The organism is Stenotrophomonas sp. As-7, from assembly GCF_030291015.1.
Taxonomy (GTDB): Bacteria; Pseudomonadota; Gammaproteobacteria; order Xanthomonadales; family Xanthomonadaceae; genus Stenotrophomonas; species Stenotrophomonas lactitubi.
Window position 1 is genome coordinate 3,754,830 of the sequence record NZ_CP127405.1, and the last position, 18,332, is coordinate 3,773,161.

At 65.5% G+C, this 18,332-nt stretch carries 19 protein-coding genes and 1 tRNA gene; 8 read left to right on the top strand and 12 right to left on the bottom strand.

The features are described 5' to 3' along the window. Nucleotides 1–283: 283 nt before the first annotated feature. The 9 genes from QP457_RS17190 to QP457_RS17230 all read right to left on the bottom strand — a co-directional run bounded on the left by QP457_RS17190 (nt 284) and on the right by QP457_RS17230 (nt 7,758). Nucleotides 284–1,654: a HAMP domain-containing sensor histidine kinase gene (locus tag QP457_RS17190; RefSeq protein ID WP_100460170.1), complete on the bottom strand. Its 1,371-nt coding sequence runs from the start codon at nt 1,652–1,654 to the stop codon at nt 284–286. After that, nucleotides 1,617–2,294 (bottom strand): response regulator transcription factor, encoded by a 678-nt coding sequence (locus QP457_RS17195; protein WP_025874286.1) that lies wholly within the window; start codon nt 2,292–2,294, stop codon nt 1,617–1,619. The genes QP457_RS17190 and QP457_RS17195 overlap by 38 nt, the downstream gene beginning before the upstream one ends. 8 nt (nt 2,295–2,302) lie before the next feature. Beyond that, nucleotides 2,303–2,776, bottom strand: coding sequence for a hypothetical protein (locus QP457_RS17200; RefSeq protein WP_180165745.1), 474 nt, complete (start codon nt 2,774–2,776; stop codon nt 2,303–2,305). An 89-nt stretch (nt 2,777–2,865) separates the two neighbouring features. Continuing rightward, nucleotides 2,866–3,342 carry a hypothetical protein gene (locus tag QP457_RS17205; RefSeq protein WP_205406023.1) on the bottom strand — a complete coding sequence of 159 codons (477 nt, stop codon included), beginning with the start codon at nt 3,340–3,342 and terminating at the stop codon, nt 2,866–2,868. 253 nt (nt 3,343–3,595) lie between these two features. After that, nucleotides 3,596–4,474: a 30S ribosomal protein S6--L-glutamate ligase gene (gene rimK, locus QP457_RS17210; RefSeq protein ID WP_100553389.1), complete on the bottom strand. Its 879-nt coding sequence runs from the start codon at nt 4,472–4,474 to the stop codon at nt 3,596–3,598. A 94-nt stretch (nt 4,475–4,568) separates the two neighbouring features. After that, nucleotides 4,569–4,811 (bottom strand): hypothetical protein, encoded by a 243-nt coding sequence (locus QP457_RS17215; protein ID WP_180165749.1) that lies wholly within the window; start codon nt 4,809–4,811, stop codon nt 4,569–4,571. A 199-nt stretch (nt 4,812–5,010) separates the two neighbouring features. Further along, on the bottom strand, nt 5,011–5,391 hold the full coding sequence (locus QP457_RS17220) for a DUF805 domain-containing protein (protein ID WP_180165751.1): 381 nt from the start codon (nt 5,389–5,391) through the stop codon (nt 5,011–5,013). 342 nt (nt 5,392–5,733) lie between these two features. Then, a tRNA-Gly gene (locus tag QP457_RS17225) sits at nt 5,734–5,807 on the bottom strand. Between the two features lie 106 nt (nt 5,808–5,913). Beyond that, the gene (locus QP457_RS17230) at nt 5,914–7,758 is read right to left on the bottom strand and encodes an autotransporter domain-containing protein (RefSeq protein ID WP_205406024.1); all 1,845 of its coding nucleotides are present in this window, start codon (nt 7,756–7,758) and stop codon (nt 5,914–5,916) included. 206 nt (nt 7,759–7,964) lie between these two features. Here QP457_RS17230 and thiS point away from each other — a divergent pair, with 206 nt between their 5' ends. From thiS to QP457_RS17250, 4 genes are all read left to right on the top strand, one after another. After that, nucleotides 7,965–8,165, top strand: a complete 201-nt coding sequence (gene thiS, locus QP457_RS17235) for a sulfur carrier protein ThiS (protein WP_205406025.1) — start codon at nt 7,965–7,967, stop codon at nt 8,163–8,165. Nucleotides 8,166–8,259: 94 nt separating this feature from the next. After that, the gene (locus QP457_RS17240) at nt 8,260–9,054 is read left to right on the top strand and encodes a thiazole synthase (protein WP_089236612.1); all 795 of its coding nucleotides are present in this window, start codon (nt 8,260–8,262) and stop codon (nt 9,052–9,054) included. After that, the gene (gene trmB, locus QP457_RS17245; RefSeq protein WP_089236613.1) at nt 9,054–9,788 is read left to right on the top strand and encodes a tRNA (guanosine(46)-N7)-methyltransferase TrmB; all 735 of its coding nucleotides are present in this window, start codon (nt 9,054–9,056) and stop codon (nt 9,786–9,788) included. The genes QP457_RS17240 and trmB overlap by 1 nt, the downstream gene beginning before the upstream one ends. Nucleotides 9,789–9,815: 27 nt before the next feature. Beyond that, nucleotides 9,816–11,663: an SLC13 family permease gene (locus QP457_RS17250; protein WP_100553409.1), complete on the top strand. Its 1,848-nt coding sequence runs from the start codon at nt 9,816–9,818 to the stop codon at nt 11,661–11,663. Between the two features lie 348 nt (nt 11,664–12,011). On the opposite strand, the gene QP457_RS17255 is transcribed toward QP457_RS17250, so the two are convergent. Beyond that, nucleotides 12,012–12,347: a Rieske (2Fe-2S) protein gene (locus QP457_RS17255; protein WP_049469607.1), complete on the bottom strand. Its 336-nt coding sequence runs from the start codon at nt 12,345–12,347 to the stop codon at nt 12,012–12,014. A 178-nt stretch (nt 12,348–12,525) separates the two neighbouring features. Between QP457_RS17255 and QP457_RS17260 the strand changes: the two genes are divergently transcribed. From QP457_RS17260 to QP457_RS17275, 4 genes are all read left to right on the top strand, one after another. Continuing rightward, nucleotides 12,526–12,807 (top strand): hypothetical protein, encoded by a 282-nt coding sequence (locus tag QP457_RS17260; protein WP_089236615.1) that lies wholly within the window; start codon nt 12,526–12,528, stop codon nt 12,805–12,807. Between the two features lie 70 nt (nt 12,808–12,877). Continuing rightward, entirely contained in the window at nt 12,878–13,594 is a 717-nt protein-coding gene (locus QP457_RS17265) for a fumarylacetoacetate hydrolase family protein (protein ID WP_100553410.1), read from the top strand. A 56-nt stretch (nt 13,595–13,650) separates the two neighbouring features. Then, nucleotides 13,651–14,055: a large-conductance mechanosensitive channel protein MscL gene (gene mscL, locus QP457_RS17270; RefSeq protein ID WP_046985469.1), complete on the top strand. Its 405-nt coding sequence runs from the start codon at nt 13,651–13,653 to the stop codon at nt 14,053–14,055. Between the two features lie 241 nt (nt 14,056–14,296). Then, entirely contained in the window at nt 14,297–15,718 is a 1,422-nt protein-coding gene (locus tag QP457_RS17275) for a M28 family peptidase (RefSeq protein ID WP_205406420.1), read from the top strand. 77 nt (nt 15,719–15,795) lie between these two features. Here QP457_RS17275 and QP457_RS17280 read toward each other — a convergent pair whose 3' ends face one another. Together QP457_RS17280 and QP457_RS17285 are read right to left on the bottom strand one after the other, a co-directional pair. Then, on the bottom strand, nt 15,796–17,247 hold the full coding sequence (locus QP457_RS17280) for an alanine/glycine:cation symporter family protein (protein WP_205406419.1): 1,452 nt from the start codon (nt 17,245–17,247) through the stop codon (nt 15,796–15,798). Between the two features lie 13 nt (nt 17,248–17,260). Next, nucleotides 17,261–18,253 (bottom strand): hypothetical protein, encoded by a 993-nt coding sequence (locus QP457_RS17285; RefSeq protein WP_205406418.1) that lies wholly within the window; start codon nt 18,251–18,253, stop codon nt 17,261–17,263. Nucleotides 18,254–18,332: the final 79 nt, after the last annotated feature.

The window sequence follows — 18,332 nt, forward strand, 5'->3', positions numbered from 1 at the left end:
GGTCATGAGGCGAAAACGCCATGTGGGCCAACCGTCTGCGGAACCGTGCGGTGTGACACGCTCAGCGCGCGGAGTACGTCACGCAGGTGTCGTGCGGGGCCAGAAACGCCGCGCCTTCGCGAAAACTGCATTGGCGTTGCATGCGACATTTCGCGCCGAGTGGGAGATTTTGGCGACGGATGGATTCGTGCCGACCAAGGTCGGCACCCACCAGAGCAGTATCGGCGACGGATGGATTCGTGCCGACCGAGGTCGGCACCTACCAAAGCGGCAGCCAGAAGGATTACAGCGGCTTCGGCGAGAACGTCAGGGTGGCGATCACGCCACGGGCGCCGCCCGGGCGCACGCTCACCTGCCAGCCGTACAGGTCGCACAGGCGGCTGACGATCGACAGGCCGATGCCGCCGCCCTGCGAGTGACCGGCATGGGTGCCGCGATAACCGCGCTGGAACAGCTTGGCGGCATCTTCCTCGCTCAGGCCCGGCCCGCTGTCGGTCACCGATACGGCGTTGGCGCCCACATGCACGCGGACCTCGCCATCCTGCGAATACTTCACCGCATTGCCGATCAGGTTGCCCAGCGCCACCGACAACGCCGCTTCGGGGGCGTCGATGACCAGATCGCGTTCGCCATCCAGATGCAGTTCCAGCGGCTTGCCACCCAACTGCGCGCGATGCGCATCCAGCAGCTGTTCGGCCACACGCGCCACATTGCTGCTGCCCTGCCCGCGTTCGTTGCGCGACAGCAGCAACAGTGCGCCGATCAGATCGCTGCACTGTTGCTCGGCACGTTGGATGCGCTGCAGGCGCTGCAGCACCTTCTCGTCCAGGCCCGGGCGGGTCAGCAGCAGCTCGGTAGCGCCACGGATCACCGCCAGCGGCGTACGCAGCTCATGGCTGACGTCCGCATTGAACTCACGGTCGCGCTGCACCACTTCGGTCAGCCGCGAAGAATAGTCATCCAGCGCTTGGGCCAGCTGCCCCACTTCGTCATCGGGGAAGCGCGGCGCCAAGGGTTCGGGGTCGCTGGTGCCGCCACGGTACGCACGCAGGCGCGCGGCCAGATCCGAGACCGGCTTCATCACCTTGGAGGCCGACCACCAACCCAGCACCAACGACAACAGGCTGAACACCAGCACCGACAGGAACAGCGCGCGGTTGAGCTGCTGCCCACCGCGAACGCTGTCGGTCATGTCGTAGGCCAGGAACGCCCAGGCATCAGGGGTCTTGCGCACGGCCAGCTTGTAGGAATAGCGCTCTCCGCGCTCGTCCACACCGCCCATGTTGTACAGGCCGTCCTTGAACTCGTACCAGTCCGGCTCCTCCTCGCGCAGCGCCTCGAACTTGTCCGGCTTGATCAGGCGCGCGCGCATCTGCTGCACCGGCAGGTCGGGGTTGCGGTCCGGGCTTTCGTAGTAACGCCGCACGTACTCGCTGATGTTGCGGTTCATCACGTCTTCCACCAACTGGTTTTCCACCCGCATGCGGGCCCAGTTGGTGGCAAACGCGAACAGTGTCGTCAGGCAGAAGCCCAACAACACGAACGAGACGATGATGCGGCTGCGCAGACGCCGCCGATAAGGCGTGCGCCGGCGCTCCCCCTTGCTTGCCACAGAATCAGGCTTCCGGCGTGGCGATGCGGTATCCGATGCCATGGCGGGTCTGGATCATCGGCACTTCAAAGGGCTTGTCCACCACAGCGCGCAGGCCATGGATGTGCACGCGCAGCGAATCGGAGTCCGGCAGCTCTTCGCCCCAGACACGGGTTTCCAGTTCCTGCCGGGTGACCACGGCCGGGGCCGCTTCCATCAACGCCTGCAGGATCTTCAGTGCGGTCGGGTTGAGCTGCAGCAGCTTGCCCTGGCGGCGCACTTCCAGCGTATCCAGGTTGTACTCCAGGTCGCCGGTCTCCAGTACGCGGGTCTGCACGCCCTTGCCGCGACGCGACAGGGCGTTCAGACGTACTTCGACTTCCTGCAGCGCGAACGGCTTGATCAGGTAGTCGTCAGCACCGGAATCAAAGCCGGCCAGTTTGTTGTCCAGCGAATCGCGCGCGGTCAACATCAGCACCGGGGTCTGCTTGCGTGCTTCGTTGCGAAGCTTGCGGCAGACCTCGATACCGTCCATGCCCGGCAGGTTGAGATCCAGGACAATCGCGTCGAACTCGTGCACGACAGCCAGATGCAACCCGGTCACTCCGTCGGCAGCGAAGTCCACGGTGTGGCCCCGGTCCTCCAGGTAGTCGCCCAGATTGGCCGCAATGTCGCTGTTGTCTTCGATTACCAGGATTCTCACTGTCACCTCTAATTGACGAATTTACCGACGCGCTGGGCCTGGCCCATGTCGCGCTGTGCCTTGTCCTTCTGCCGAGCACGCTCGGCGACGGTCATGCATTGCGTGGACGACATGTTGGAACCGATGGCCTTCTCACGTCGGCATATTAGACGACTATCTTCACGCGCCTGTGTCAAAACGGTGTTCACGACCTGCTGATCGTTGAAGACCTCGGTTCGTACCGATTCAGGCATCGCCTCCCTGGTCGGATACTGCTCGGCGGCGGCACGGATGCGAACCAGGGTCTCACGGACCTTGCCGCGCTCTTCCTGGCGCAGCTCGGAATAGGTTTCGCCGTCGTTGAGTTCGATCTCGATGCGCTCTACCTGCTGCAGCAGCGGCTGGCCCGGCAGGAATACCTCTTCGGCACTCTTGGCCCCTGCCGAGGCAGCGACCAGGGCCAATGCCGAAACCAGAACCGCTGATATCACTGGATGCTTCATGACAAACGAATCCCTGTTTGAGGTGAACGCCGACTGTATGCGGATGCGCGCTCTGCCAGCAAGTGCTGGCCGGCAGGGTGCAGGTGGCCCTAAAGCTTGGAATCCGGGTTCAAGTTGCTGTAGGTGCGTTGGTCGTTGAGCAGGGCCTTGCCCTTCTCTTCAATACGGCGCCGTTCGGCCACGGTCATGCAGCGGCTCTTGGGCATGTTGCTGCCCGTGGTGCGCTGGTATGAGCAGATCTGGCGACTGTCGTTGTGGGCGCGCGTCAGGATGCTGTTGACCCGCTCCTGATCGTTGAAAACGTCGTTCTGCACCTGCGGCGGCAGCTCCTGGACGGTCTGCCGGTCGCCAAGCCGCTGGGTGATCCGCGCCAGTGCCTGCTGGACCTGACTGCGGTCCTCGGCGGAGATTTCGCTGTAATCGCCCTGCTGCAGGGCTTTTTCGACCTGGCGGACCTGCTCGGCCACCGGGCTCTGGCGGTCCATCTGCACAGCCGCCTTTTCCGGCTTGGCCAGTGCAACGCCAGGCAGGCACAGCAACAGCACGATCATCGTGGTGCGGTACATCGCCAACCTCCCGATCCTTCGGAACGAAGGCCCAACTCTACGAGTGTCCCCGCGCGCCCACAAGGGACCCTTGGCAGGGGGCGCGGGCATAAAAAAGACCCAGGCGGTGCACCCGCCTGGGCCTGAAGTTGTATCCCGATACCGATCCTGCTGAGAGGCAGAGCTGCGGTTCGTTGAAGGCTACGCCCGGGGCGATTAAAGCGGTGTTAAACCCGCCAACCCTGCCTGAATTAAATTTCAAATCGCTGAAATATCAAGGTTTTTTGATTTTCTCGACATGCGCGATGATGCGTGCGGCCACGTCCACCCCGCAGGCAGCCTCAATCCCTTCCAGGCCCGGGGTGGAGTTCACTTCCAGCACCAGCGGGCCGCGCTCGGAGCGGATCAGGTCCACGCCACAGACGCCCAACCCCAGCGCCTTGGCCGAACGCACCGCCACCTGCTGCTCGGCCCGGCTGGCCTTGGACGCCACCGCGGTACCGCCGGCATGCAGGTTCGAGCGGAAATCCCCTTCCGGGGCCTGGCGCTGCATCGACGCCACCACCTGGTCGCCGACCACGAAGCAGCGCAGGTCGGCGCCCTTGGCCTCGCCGATGAACTCCTGCATCAGGAAGTTGGCATACAGCCCACGCAGGGCTTCGACGATGCCGCGCGAAGCGCTGGCCTTCTCGGTAAGGATCACACCGCGGCCCTGGGTGCCTTCATTGAGCTTCACCACGTGCGGAGGCGGGCCGAGCATGGACAACAGGTCGACGGTGTCGTCCGGGTTGTCGCCAAAGACGGTGACCGGCATATCGATGCCCTTGGCCGCCAGCAGTTGGTGCGCCCGCAGCTTGTCGCGCGAGCGCAGGATCGCGTCGGACGGGTTGGGGGTACGCGCGCCCATCAGCTCGAACTGACGCAATACGGCGGTGCCATAGCGGGTGACCGAAGCGCCGATGCGCGGGATGACCGCGTCCACGCCAGTCATCGGCCGGCCCTTGTAGTGCATGGAAAAGCCGTCCGCGGCGATGCGCATGTAGCAGCGCAGCGGATCCAGGATGCGTACGGTATGGCCGCGCGCGCGCGCGGCCTCGACCAGCCGACGGGTGGAGTACAGCCGGGTGTTGCGGGACAGGATGGCGAGCTTCATCGCAGTGGGATCGGTCGGCAGGCGCGCAGCATAGCGTGGCGACGTTGCGTCTGGATGATGCTGTTCGGTCCACGCGCGGCAGTGGCTGCCCAGCTCAATCGGGGCCTGGCAGCGCCAACGGATAAGTGCGCGCCGCTTCGCCCAGCGCCGCGATGCAGGCCATCTGGATCGCCGATCCACTGAAGGCCTCCTGATAGATCTGCCCGATCAACTGCGCCGCCTGCGGGCCACCGGCGCGCCCGAGTGCTCGAACCGCTTCAACCTGTTTGGCCGAGCCAATGCCAGCGGAAAGAAAGATCCGATGCAGCGCGGTGACGACGTCATCCCTGCGATCCATGCCTGCGTACTCCCTGAAATGAGAGCAATACGCTAGCGAAGACCGCAGCGGTCGGACATGCGGATTGTTTGAATCTGTACGCCGTGCGCAAACGAAAAACCCCGGAAACGACAATGCCGCTTCCGGGGCCTGGATTCAGGAGCGGGCGAAGGGAATCGAATCCCAACCCGCCCAACCGAAGCGGTGGGGTCCATGGTGGTCAACCAAATCTATTCTCTTCCTCGCTGCCGGGGAGAAGCATCACCGGAAACAGAACGAACACCCCTAGAGGAACCAACGCAATCACAACGAACCACCCAGACTCATCAATGTCGTGCAGTCTTCGAACGGTCAGTGCGAGCATTGGCAGAGGGAAAAGTATGAGTGCAACCAACGCTACCCCCCGTCCCGCATCCCCGAGACGCGAGGACAGTTCCCAGCTGTGCAGATCGGTGCCGATCAGCCAGTACCCGGCATTGTCCAAGCTATAGCTGAGCGCCGCGACGAGAGCAGCAAGCAGAAAGAACGACCAGAATTCTGTCCGGTTGGATCGCCCTGAAAAATCGAAGCACCGTCTGATTGGCAAAAGTGCAGCGATCATTCGCGCTCCGGACAACGGATGATGAAAACCCCTAGCTAACGATCTTTTAGCATCTCCAAACCAAGCAACAACTGAACTATCGGTTCGACAGGAACCGGAAGGTCGAAGGAGGAGCGAAGGGGATTTTCAATTCCGCGATCTCCACGCCGAGACGGCGCAGACAGGGCCTGTTTGGCAATCGACATTCGCGAGGTGCCGGCCCGGCTGGGGCATTGACCGGTCACCACGACCGGGATCCACGTCCAGAAGAAAAGACACTCCAAAGCCACTTCGACGCAGCGAATTGCGGAGCGGTCCGGATATCGCGGAGTGGTTGGAGAAGCAGCAGACCTTAGGGAGGCATGGAGCGGGCGAAGGGAATCGAACCCTCGTCAGTAGCTTGGGAAGCTACAGCTCTACCATTGAGCTACGCCCGCGTTGCCCGACAAGTCTATGCGGGGCACGTGTTCAAACGCAACGGGCAGGCCCTTGCAGCCTGCCCGTCGAGTAGACGGCAAGCCCGCAGGCCTGCCGTCGTGTGCATCAGAAGCTGCCGCTGAAGCTGGCAAACAACGTCGCGTCCTGCGCACGCTTCTGCAGGGTGGTGGCGCTCAGGCCGATGTTGCTCTGCAGGCCGAACAGTTCCATGCGCGCGCCCAGGATAGCGGTCGCATAGTTCTTGTCGAAGTCCATGCCCGGTACGCGGTACATGCCCACGTCTGGCAGGCTCTGCACCCAGGCGCTGGCCTGCTTGGTGTCTTCGAACTCGTGGTCGTAGGTCACCTGCACGTACGGCTTGACGGTGCCGCCGTCGAAGCGGGCCTGCCAACCGATACGGCCCACGGTGGAATCGACATCCTGCTTGCCGTAGCCCAGCGCGGTAGCCAGGGTGCCGGCATCGGCGCTTTCGGTGTAATCGTCGATCTTGACCTGCTGCCAGATCACCGAGGCGATCGGGCCGTGGCGGAAGCCGCCTTCGGTGCCGAACTCGTAACCGGCATTCAGGGCGGCGGTCAGGTTGCTGCCGTCCGGCGAGCCGCTGTGCTCACGGGTAGCCGGGCCGAGCTGGACCTTGCGGTTCACGTCATAGGACAGCCAGGTGTAGCTGACCTGGCCGTTGACCCAGATGCGGTCGCCGTACCAGCCAGCGAACAGACCTGCGGTCGTGTCCTTCTGGGTGAAGTCGCCACGGCTGTTGCCGAAGTCGGCATTCAGACGGCCAAAGCCGGCGAAGCCGCCGAAGACCATGCCGTCACGCGCCCAGTCGATACCGAACAGGCCGGCCGGGGCCAGACCGTCGTACAGATCGGCGTGGTCATAGCGCTGCATGTCGCCGCGCACGCCGCCCCACCACGACAGGCCGTCAGCCGGGCGACCCGCCTGGTGCAGGCTGACCTGGTCGGCACGCGAGCGGCCGATGGTCTGTGCCGAATGGCTCAGCACCTGCTGCAGGCGCGGACCTTCGAGGATCGACACCGCGTACTGGCCCAGCAGCGCATGACCGGCGGTGGTCGGGTGCACGCCGTCGGCGAACAGATAGGCGGTGGCCGCATCCGGGCTGACGTAGCTGGTCGGGTTGCAGGTCAGGATGCTGGTGGTGGTGTCAGCAGGGTTGATCCTGCAACCGGTGTCGGTGACGTTGCGGAAACCGTACATGGCCGGGTTGGCCGCCACTTCACGCAGCACGGTGAAGGTATCGAGCGGGATGAACTCGATGCCGGCCTGCTTCAGGCCGCCATACAGGGCCTTGTTGTAGCCAGCCGCCAGCGCGGTGGCCTGCGCGGCACCGGCCGGACCCAGCGAGCGGAACTGCGGGGCAATGCCGACGTCCGGCAGGTTGGGGACGAGCACGTACTCGGCACCGGCCTGCTTGAGGGCGCCCACCAGGGCCACCTGGTCGGTGACAGCCGCGCCGATGATGGCCTGCGCCTGGGCCGGCGCACGCGCTGCGGCGAACAGATCGTTGGCACCGCCCCAGACCGTGTACAGGGCATTGGCGTCAGCCTTGCCGCCGTTGGCAGCCAGGTAGCGGGCCGTCTGGCTCTTCAACGATGGGATGGTGCCCAGGGCACTGGCCACGTCGACGCCGACACGGGCACCGCCGACAGCGTAGTTGTCGCCGTTCTGGCCGTTGCCGTTGGCAGCGCCATTGAGGCCGTAGTAGTTGGCCACCTGCTGCGACCACACCCAGCCCGGGTTGGTGGTGAACTGGCCGGTGACCGGGCGCACGTCGGCCGGCAGCAGCGGACGGAAGTAGCCGGCGTCGGTCAGGCTGTCGCCGAAGAAGACCGCGTGGCTGTAGGGGGATTCGCCTGCCATGGCCGGCAGCGCGGCCAGCGCGATCGCGGCCGCCATGAGGGAGCGGATCGGGCGTTTGCTGAGCAGCATGTAAAAACTCCTGTGGGGATATCGTTGAGGTTCCGACGCACGTACGCCGGCGCACGGTGAATGGTTTCACTGCGCCGCCAATTGCTCACGCTGCGCCGCCGCATGGATTGTCGCCCGAGCCAGGCCTGGCGGGCTTTGCCGGTGCGGGCGTAGCGCGCAACTTGCAACGGTTCCGATGCGAACCGGCGATCAGCGACAATGGCCGCATGAACATCCAGCTCAATGGCGAACCCCGCACCCTGCCCGCTTCGGCGACCCTCCTGGACCTGCTCGTGGCCGAGCAGCTGCTGCAACGCCGGGTGGCGGTGGAGGTCAACGGCGAGATCGTCAGCCGCAGCCGTCATGCCGAGCATGTACTGGCCGAGGGCGATGTGGTGGAGATCGTGCATGCGCTTGGCGGTGGTTGAAGCAAGGCCCGTGCCCGGCGCTACCAGCGAAAAATGACCCTCGCCCCCGCATCCGCGTGACCCCATCTTCAGGCGGATAAGCGATAATCGCGTCATGAACGCTCATGTCTCCCCCGATTCGCTGGTGATCGCCGGCAAGACCTACAGCTCGCGGCTGCTCACCGGCACCGGCAAGTTCAAGGATCTGGAAGAAACCCGCCTGGCCACCGAGGCCGCAGGCGCCCGGATCGTCACCGTGGCCATCCGCCGCACCAACATCGGCCAGAACCCGGGCGAGCCGAATCTGCTCGACGTGCTGCCACCGGACCGTTACACCATCCTGCCCAATACCGCCGGCTGCTACACCGCCGAGGATGCCGTGCGCACCTGCCGCCTGGCCCGCGAACTGCTGGACGGCCACAACCTGACCAAGCTGGAAGTGCTGGGCGACCAGAAGTCGCTGTACCCGGACGTGGTGCAGACCCTCAAGGCCGCCGAACAGCTGGTCAAGGACGGTTTCGAGGTGATGGTCTATACCTCCGACGACCCGATCCTGGCCAAGCGCCTGGAAGAGATCGGCTGCGCTGCGGTGATGCCGCTGGCCGCGCCGATCGGCTCGGGCCTGGGCATCCAGAACAAGTACAACCTGCTGCAGATCATCGAAGACGCCAAGGTGCCGATCATCGTCGACGCCGGCGTGGGCACTGCATCGGACGCGGCGATCGCGATGGAGCTGGGCTGCGACGGCGTGCTGATGAACACCGCCATCGCCGGTGCGCGCCACCCGGTGCTGATGGCCAGCGCGATGCGCAAGGCCGTGGAAGCAGGCCGCGAGGCATTCCTGGCCGGCCGCATTCCGCGCAAGCGCTACGCCAGTGCGTCCTCGCCGATCGATGGGTTGATCGGCTGATGACCAATCCATTCGACAGCGCCGGTTCGAAGGCGCCGCCCAAGCCGTTCACGGTCAATGAAGGCCGCCGTGAAGTGCGCAGCTTCGTGCTGCGCCAGGGCCGTTTCACCCCCGCCCAGCAGCGCGCGTTCGACGAGCGCTGGCCGCGTTTCGGCCTGGATTTCAGCGGTGAACCGCGTGATCTGGATGCCACCTTCGGCCGCGATGCCCGCAAGGTGCTGGAAATCGGCTTCGGCAACGGCGCCGCGCTGCGCTTTGCCGCACAGCACGACCCGAGCCGCGACTACATCGGCCTGGAAGTGCACGCGCCCGGCGTCGGCCGCCTGCTGAACGCGCTGGCCGACGACAACGCCGACCACGTGCGCCTGTACCACCACGACGCGGTGGAAGTGCTGGAAAAGGAAATCGCCGATGGCGCGCTGGACGAAGTGCGCATCTATTTCCCCGACCCGTGGCACAAGAAGCGCCACAACAAGCGTCGCCTGATCCAGCCGGGCTTTGCCGAGCTGCTGGTGCGCAAGCTGCGCTCCGGTGGCCGTCTGCACTGCGCCACCGACTGGGAAGATTACGCCGAGCAGATGTGGGACGTGCTGGATGCCACCCCCGGCCTGGTCAACCGCGCCGGCCCGCGTGGCAGCGTGCCCCGTCCGGACTGGCGCCCGCAGACCCACTTCGAGACCCGCGGCCAGAAGCTCGGCCATGGTGTCTGGGACCTGTTGTACGACCGCACCTGATGAACGCCTGAGGACGCCGCGCCCCACATGGATACCGCGCTGACGCTGACCACTGACATGAAGCTCGTGCTCGGGCTGGTCGGCTTCACAATGGCGATGTTCCTGTTCGAGCGCATCCGCGCCGACGTGGTCGCGCTGGTGGTGCTGGTGGTGCTGGGCGTGACCGGCCTGATCGCGCCGGAGGAGATCTTCGGCGGTTTCTCCGGCAACGCGGTGATGAGCATCATCGCCACCACCATCCTCGGCGCCGGCCTGGACCGCACCGGTGCGCTGAACCGCCTCGCGGCCTGGCTGCTGCGGCGCGGGCATGGCGTGGAGCAGCGGCTGCTGATGATGACCACGGCCATCGCCGGCCTGAACTCGTCCTTCATGCAGAACCCATCGGTGATGGCGTTGTACCTGCCGGTCGCCTCGCGCCTGGCCGCGCGCACCGGGCTGACCATGCAGCGTCTGCTGCTGCCGATCTCGGCGGCGATCGTGATGGGTGGCGCGCTGACCATGGTCGGCAACTCGCCGCTGATCCTGCTGAACGATCTGCTGGCCTCGGCCAACAACAACCTGCCCTCCGGCCTGGCCACCATCGAGCCGCTGCGCATGTTCGCGCCGCTGCCGATCGGCATCGCCCTGCTGATCGCCTCGCTGCTGTATTTCCGCTATTACGGCGACCGCAAGCTGGTGGAAGAGGAAAGCCTGGTCAACGACGGCACCACGCCGGCCCGCACCGAAAGCTACTTCGCCAAGACCTACGGCATCGAAGGCGATGTGTTCGAGCTGGTGGTCACCGCCGAGAGTCCGCTGGTCGGCATGACCCTGGGCGAAGCGGAGAACCTGCATGACGCGCCGCTGCTGCTGGCACTGAAGACCGGCAATGACACCCGCCTGGCGCCGCCGGCAGAAATGCGCATATGGGTGGGCAGCGTGCTGGGGGCGATGGGCCCGCGCGAGCAGATCCACGATTTCGCGCAGAACCAGTTCCTGCGCATGTCCTCGCGCCTGAAACACCTGGGTGACCTGTTCAATCCCAGCCGCGCCGGCATTTCCGAAGCGGTGGTGCCGCCGACGTCGAACGTGATCGGCAAGAGCGCGGCCGACCTGCGCCTGCGCAAGGAACGCGGCATCAGCCTGCTGGCGATCAACCGCGACAAGCAGGTGATCCGCGAGGATGTGCGCGATGTGCAGCTGCGTGCCGGCGACATGCTGGTCTTCCACAGCATCTGGACCGACTTGGCGCAGGCCGCCAAAAGCCGCGACTTCGTGGTGGTGACCGACTACCCGACCGGCGAGCAGCGCCCGCACAAGTTCAAGATCGCCATGGCGATCTTCGCCCTGACCATCCTGATCGCGCTGACCAGCAAGCTGCCGGTAGCGCTGACCCTGATGACCGGCGTGGCCGGCATGCTGCTGACCGGCGTGCTGCGCATGGACGAGGCCTATGCCTCGATCAACTGGAAGACGGTGTTCATGATGGCCGGGCTGATTCCGCTTGGCTGGGCGATGGATTCCAGCGGCGCGGCGGCGTGGGTGGCCGGCCATACCATCGACAAGCTGCCCACGGGTATTCCGATCTGGGTGCTGGAGCTGGCGCTGGCGCTGCTGACCACGGTGTTCTCGCTGGTGATCAGCCATGTGGGGGCGACGATCGTGATGGTGCCGATCGCGGTGAACCTGGCGCTGGCGGCAGGCGGTAACCCGACCGCGTTCGCGCTGATCGTGGCGCTGTCGGCGTCCAACAACCTGATGACGGCGTCGAACCCGGTGATTTCGATGATCACCGGCCCGGCCAACTACACCCCACGCGAGATGTGGCGGGTCGGCGGCCCGCTGTCGCTGATCTATACGTGCGTGGTGGTGGTGATGATCAACCTGATGTTCTGAGGGGTCCTCTCTGCAGGGCTGCGCCCTGCACCCGCAGAGGCAACGACAACGGCAACAGCCGGAGCAACAGCAAAAGCTGGCTTCCTGCAGGATGGCGGGGTGGGTCCGGTTGCGGGGGACGCTGCAAGTACGTCCCTGTAAGCTCGGTCGCGCCATCCATGGCGCTCACGCCCCCGCAACCGGACCCACCCCGCCTTCGACAGATTTCTGCGATCTGCCTGAACGGCGTCGTGCACCGCTTTGGTAGGTGTCGACCTTGGTCGACACGGTAGATCCACGCCATGCGTGGATGGATCTGAATACCCATTGATCCTGTGGGTGCGGACCGTTGGTCCGCACACCGATGCATCAGGCCAGGTAGACCTGCCCATCGCGCACATCCACCGGCACTGCGCGCAGGCGGTCGCCCTTGCAGGGGCCGGCGATGCAGTCGCCGCTGTCCAGCGCGAACGAGGCGCCGTGGGCGGCGCAGACCAGGTGGCCTTCGCGGCTCTTCAGGAACTGACCCGGAGCCCAGTCCAGACGGCGGCCCGCGTGCGGGCAGATGTTCAGGAACGCGCGCACCTGTTCACCGTCGCGGTACAGCAGCAGCGACTCGGCATCGCCATCGACCACCGCTTCAACCTCGGCAAACGCGCCATCGGCAATGGCATCAAGGGTGATCAGGGCGACAGCGGCAGTCATGGCGAAGGCTCGGACGGAATCGCGCATTGTCGCATGCCTGGTCATGTGACTAGCTGCGACATGAACACAAGTCATTGATCCGTAATAAGCCAAGGCTATATTTAACGAGTTTTTCACTCAATGACAGTGGCAGCTGCCGATACTCATGGCTCGCTGATTTCCAGCCTATCGAGCCACCATGTTCAATCGCGATTTCGCCTTCAACCAGTTCCGCACCCTGTTTGCCCCGCGCAAGCCGCGCCATCCGCTGGTGCGCGTTGCCGTAGGCCTGCTCGGCCTGGCGATCCTGGCCGCGATGGTGTTCATCGGCGTATTCGTCGGTGCGGCCATGATCCTGGTGGGCCTGGCGTGGAAGCTGCTGGCTTCGCGCAAGCCCGGCCCGAGCCGCCCGGCCGACCCGAACGTGGTCGAGGGCGAGTACCACGTGGTGCGCAAGTCGGCGCTGCCGGCCTCGCGCTGATCGACGCTGCCCGCTGACGGCGGGCCTTGCTGCGTTCTAGACTGCGGGCACTCCCTTCCTGGATGCCCGCATGTCCGATGTCTCCGATGTGATCCCTGCTGCAGCCACGCCGCGTGTACCGGTTGTTGGCGGCGGCAGTTTTCCTGTGCACCGCATCTACTGCGTCGGCCGCAACTTCGCCGACCATGCGCGTGAGATGGGCGCTGCCGTGCCTGCAGCAGACGATCGCGGCCGCCCGATGTTCTTCACCAAGCCGGCCGACGCCATCGTGGTCGGCCACGACGATGTGATCCCCTACCCGCCCGCCACCAGCAACCTGCACCACGAGGTGGAACTGGTGGTGGCGATCGGCCGTGACGCGCCCGCCGGCGAGCTGGCCGTGGCCGATGCCGAGGCACTGGTCTATGGCTATGCCGTGGGCCTGGACCTGACCCGCCGCGACCTGCAGGCCGCGGCCAAGGAAAAGGGCCACCCGTGGGATTCGGCCAAGGGTTTCGATGCCTCCGCGCCGATCAGTGAGATCGTGCATGCCGGTGAAGTCGGTGACCTGGCTGCGCTCAACCTGTCGTTGGAGATCAACGGCGAAGTACGCCAGCAGTCCCTGCTCGATCAGATGATCTGGAACGTGCCGGAGATCCTGCACGAGCTGTCCAAGCTGTGGCAGCTGCGTGCTGGCGACCTGGTGTTCATGGGCACGCCGTCCGGCGTGGCCGCGCTGAAGCCCGGCGACCGTTTCAGCGCACGCCTTGAGAACGTGGCCGAGCGCCACGGCGTGATCGCCGGCTGACATCACCTGCGCTACCCTGCGCGCTGTCCCCCCTCGCCCTCAGGAGAAAAACAACAATGGGAATGCTCACCGAGTTCAAGGAATTCGCGATGCGCGGCAACGTCATCGACCTCGCCGTCGGCGTGGTGATCGGCGCGGCCTTCGGCAAGATCGTCACCGCGCTGGTGGAGAAGATCATCATGCCGCCGCTGGGCATGCTGATCGGCAAGGTCGATTTCTCGCAGCTTGCGTGGACGCTGTCGCCGGCCAGCATCGGCGCCGATGGCAAGGAGATTCCGGCCGTGGTGATCGGCTACGGTGATTTCATCAACACGCTGATCCAGTTCGTGATCGTGGCCTTCGCCATCTTCCTGGTGATCAAGGTGATCAACCGCCTGTCGCGCAAGAAGGAAGCGGCACCGGCTGCACCGGCCGAAGAAGTGGTGTTGCTGCGCGAGATCCGCGACAGCCTGAAGAAATAAGGTGTCGGGCGCCGTTGGCGCACCCGCCGCCTGTAGAGCCTAGCCCACGCTCGGCTGATCTGGAAACGGCAGCCGAGCATGGGCTCGGCTCTACATGACACGCGAAAGCCCCGCTCCGGCGGGGCTTTCGCTTTGCTGCATCTGGCGGAAAACAGCATCCGCAGCGGCCATGACCTCCCACCCATGCGCGGCGCTGAACGACTGTTAAGCTCCAAGGCTTACACCCTTCCCGGAGCTGTCCATGCGTCGCCGCGTCCTTGCCATCGCATCCTCCCTCGCCCTGCTGGCCGCGCCGGCCTTCGCGGCGCCGCATGCCACCACCCTGCCGCCGGCCTCGCTGGCCACCGCCGCACAGCTGCGCGACCAGGCGCTGGCCGACGACACCGGCTGGAAGGTGGTCGAATCGCTGACCACCGAGATCGGCCCGCGCATCGCCGGCAGCGAGGCCGACGCCCGGGCCGTGGCCTGGGCCGAAGCCAAGTTCAAGGCTCTGGGCTTTGACAAGGTATGGAAGGAACCGGTGACCTTCCCGAAGTGGGAGCGCCGTAGTGAACACGCTGCGGTGACCGGCAGGAACCCGCAGCCGCTGCAGATCACTGCGCTGGGTGGCAGCCCGGGCGGTACGGTGGAAGCCGAGGTGGTGCGCTTCGCCGATCTGGCTGCGCTGCAGGCCGCACCGGCCGGTTCGCTGAAGGGCAAGATCGCCTTCGTCGATTACCAGATGCTGCCGTTCCGCGATGGCCGCGACTATGGCCGCGGCGGCGCGATCCGCAGCAAGGGCCCGTCCGAGGCCATCCGCAAGGGCGCGGTCGGCTTCCTGATGCGTTCGGCCGGTACCGATTCGCACCGCGTGCCGCACACCGGCATCACCCGCTTCGATGATGGCCTGACGCCGGTACCGTCGGCGGCGCTGTCGGTGCCCGACGCCGACCAGCTGGCACGCCTGCTCGCCCGTGGCGCGACCACGGTGAAGGTGGCGCTGGACTGCGGTTGGGATGGCACGGCGACCTCGTACAACGTGATCGGTGAGATCACCGGCCGCACGCTGCCGAAGGAAGTAGTCGTCATCGGCGGCCATCTGGATTCGTGGGACCTGGGCACCGGCGCGGTCGATGACGGCGCAGGCGTGGGCATCACCATGGCCGCTGGCCATCTGATCGGCCAGCTCAAGCAGGCGCCGAAGCGCACCATCCGCGTGATCGCCTTCGCCAACGAAGAACAGGGTCTGTATGGCGGCAAGGCCTACGCCGAGACACACGCCAAGGACGTGGCCCTGCATCAGCTGGCCGCCGAGAGCGACTTCGGTGCCGGCCGCATCTACGCCTTCAACACTGGTTCGCCGAACCCGGAAGGCTCGCGCGAGGCGACGAAGCAGATTGCCGAGGTGATGAAGCCGCTGGGCATCGAGTACCAGGCCGACAAGGGTGGCCCGGGCCCGGACGTCGGCCCGCTGGCGGCCAAGGGCGGTGCATGGGCGTGGCTGGCGCAGGATGGCTCGGACTACTTCCACCTGCACCACACCGCCGACGACACGCTCGACAAGATCGACCCGAAGGCGCTGGCGCAGAACGTGGCGGCCTACACCGTGTTTGCCTATCTGGCCGCCGAAGCCGATGGCAGTTTCGGCAGTGAAGCGAAGGCCACCACGCCGCCGAACGAGTGAAGCCGCATCCACGCATGACGTGGATCAACGCTTGACCAGGTAGCGCCGGGCCATCCCGGCGCTACCTGCCTGGGCACTTACTCCGCCCACACGCTGGTATTGCGAACCCCCAGCAGCTTCGGATTGAACAACGGATCACGCCCGTGGCGCCGGTGGTTCTCGTAATCGCGCAGTGCTGCCAGCGCGGGCCGCTGCAGCAGCAGGATGGCGATGATGTTCAGCCAGCTCATCATGCCTACGCCGATATCGCCCAGCGCCCACGCGACTGTCGCACTCTTCATCGCCGAGTAGCCCGTAGCAGCCAGGAACAGCAGCTGGAAGGCACCCATCACCCACTGTCGGGGACGATCGCGGCAGAGGTAGCTGACGTTGGTCTCGGCCATGTAGTACAGGGCGAGGATGGTGGTGAAGGCGAAAGGCAGGATCGCCAGCGCGACGAATGACTTGCCGAAGCCGGGCAAGGCCGACTCCACCGCGTGCTGCACGAAGCGCGGCCCCGCTTCCACGCCAGGAAGGTTGCCCAGCAGCAGTCGTGCCTCATCGGGCACACCGTTCACCGCCGGGTCGTAGACGTTGTAGAGCCCGGTGGAGAGAATCAGGAAGGCCGTCGCGCTGCACACGACCATGGTGTCGATGTACACCGAGAACGACTGCACCAGCCCCTGCTTCACCGGGTGTGACACTTCCGCTGCGGCGGCAGGATGCGCGCCGCTGCCCATGCCCGCTTCGTTGGACAGCACGCCACGACGCACCCCCCATTGGATCGCGGTGCCGATCATCGCGCCGAATGCGGCGTCAACACCGAATGCGCTGCGCAGCACCAGGGCGATGACCTCAGGCACTCGCTCGATGTTGAGTACCATCACCACCGCAGTGACCAGCAGATACGCCACGGCCATCACTGGCACGACCCATTCGGCGACGCGCGCGATGCGACGCACGCCGCCGAGCAGGATCGCCGCCAACACCACCAGCAGCACACCGGTGGTGACCATTACCGGAACATCCCACGCTTCGTTCACCGCACTGGTGATGGCGTTGGACTGCGTACCCGCCAGCATCGCTCCCGCCAGCACCGTGACCAGCGCGAACAGCACGGCGTACCAGCGCTGGCCCAACCCCTTTTCGATGTAGTACGCCGGACCACCGCGATACTGCCCCTTGGCATCGCGATCCTTGTAGATCTGCGCCAGGGTGGACTCGATGAACGCGCTTGAGGCACCGAGGAAGGCGACCACCCACATCCAGAAGATCGCGCCGGGACCGCCGAAGGCAATGGCCATGGCGACACCGGCGATGTTGCCTACGCCCACCCGGCTGGACAACGACAATGACAACGCCTGGAACGGCGAGACACCGGCATCGGAGCGCTCGTGGCGGAACATCAGGCGCAGCATGTCCGGCAGCGCACGCAGCTGGATGAAGCGGGTACGCACGCTGAAGTACAGACCCGTCGCCAGGCACAGCACCACCAGGTACGGGCTCCAGACAACGGCAAGAACGGCATTGACGATCGATTCGACATTCATCGCAGGGCCCCCATCAGAAGAACATGCCCAGGGCGACCTGGGGGCTGATGATGCGGCCGGTATTGCGACCGGCAACGGTGAATTCGACGCCGGCAATCACCCCCAGCGACGGACTGAAGTGGTACTCGATCGCCGGCGCGAAGGTCAGGTTGCGGCTGGCAGGACGGGCCTCATCGATGCGCTGGAGCGTACCGGCCGCGTCCGGTGCGAAGCCGGTCAGCCGCTGGCCGCTTTCACGGCTGGCGGCCATTTCCATGACGCCCACCCAGCGTTCGTTGAAGCTGTATTCGGCACCCACCGAAAGGCCCAGCACCGAACCGCGCGCGATATGTCCCTGGAAGCCGTCATCGGTGCCATACACGCTGCCGCCGGAAATCGCAGTGCGTGAGGGCGATGGCCCGGCACTGAGCTGCGCGCGCCAGCGCAGCGGGCGATCGTTCGCCAGCCACACCACCTGCTGCACCGCCAGCGCAGCCACGGTGCGCTGCGTGCCGTCACCCTGGGCGTCGAGCGGGTTGCCGGTGATCCGGTCGTGACTGCCGGTGCTGAAGCGCTGCACAAGCGCAACTGACACCGCCGGGGTGGTGCCATCGGCACTGGAAGGCTGCAGCAGGTACTGCAGGCGTGCGGTGGTGTCGCCGGCGCGGAAACCACTGCTGCGCGCATTGCCTGATTCTGCACGCGAGGCACTGAGGTTGACCTGGGCGGTCACCCGCTCGCTGAACCCGTAGGCGATGGGCACCACCATCGCCCACGCGCCGCTGCGCTCGTCGCTGCGCTGACGGTCGCCGTTGTGGTCGAAGGACGAGGAACTGTCGACCCGCACCAGATAGGGTTCGACGTACCAGCGACCTGCCGGCATACCGGCAGGATTGGGGGTGATCAGCGGGCCGGTGAAGTTGACGCCGTCGAGCGTGCGCTCGTTGGCCTGCGCGGACACGGCGGCAAGCGCACTGAATGCCAGTACCAGGCAGACACGCACCGTACTGCGGGGAGGATGATGCATGGGGACCACTCCTGTACGACGTTGGATGGACTTCCACCCTGCGTCGCCGGGAACGGCACACCAATAAGGAAACTTTCAA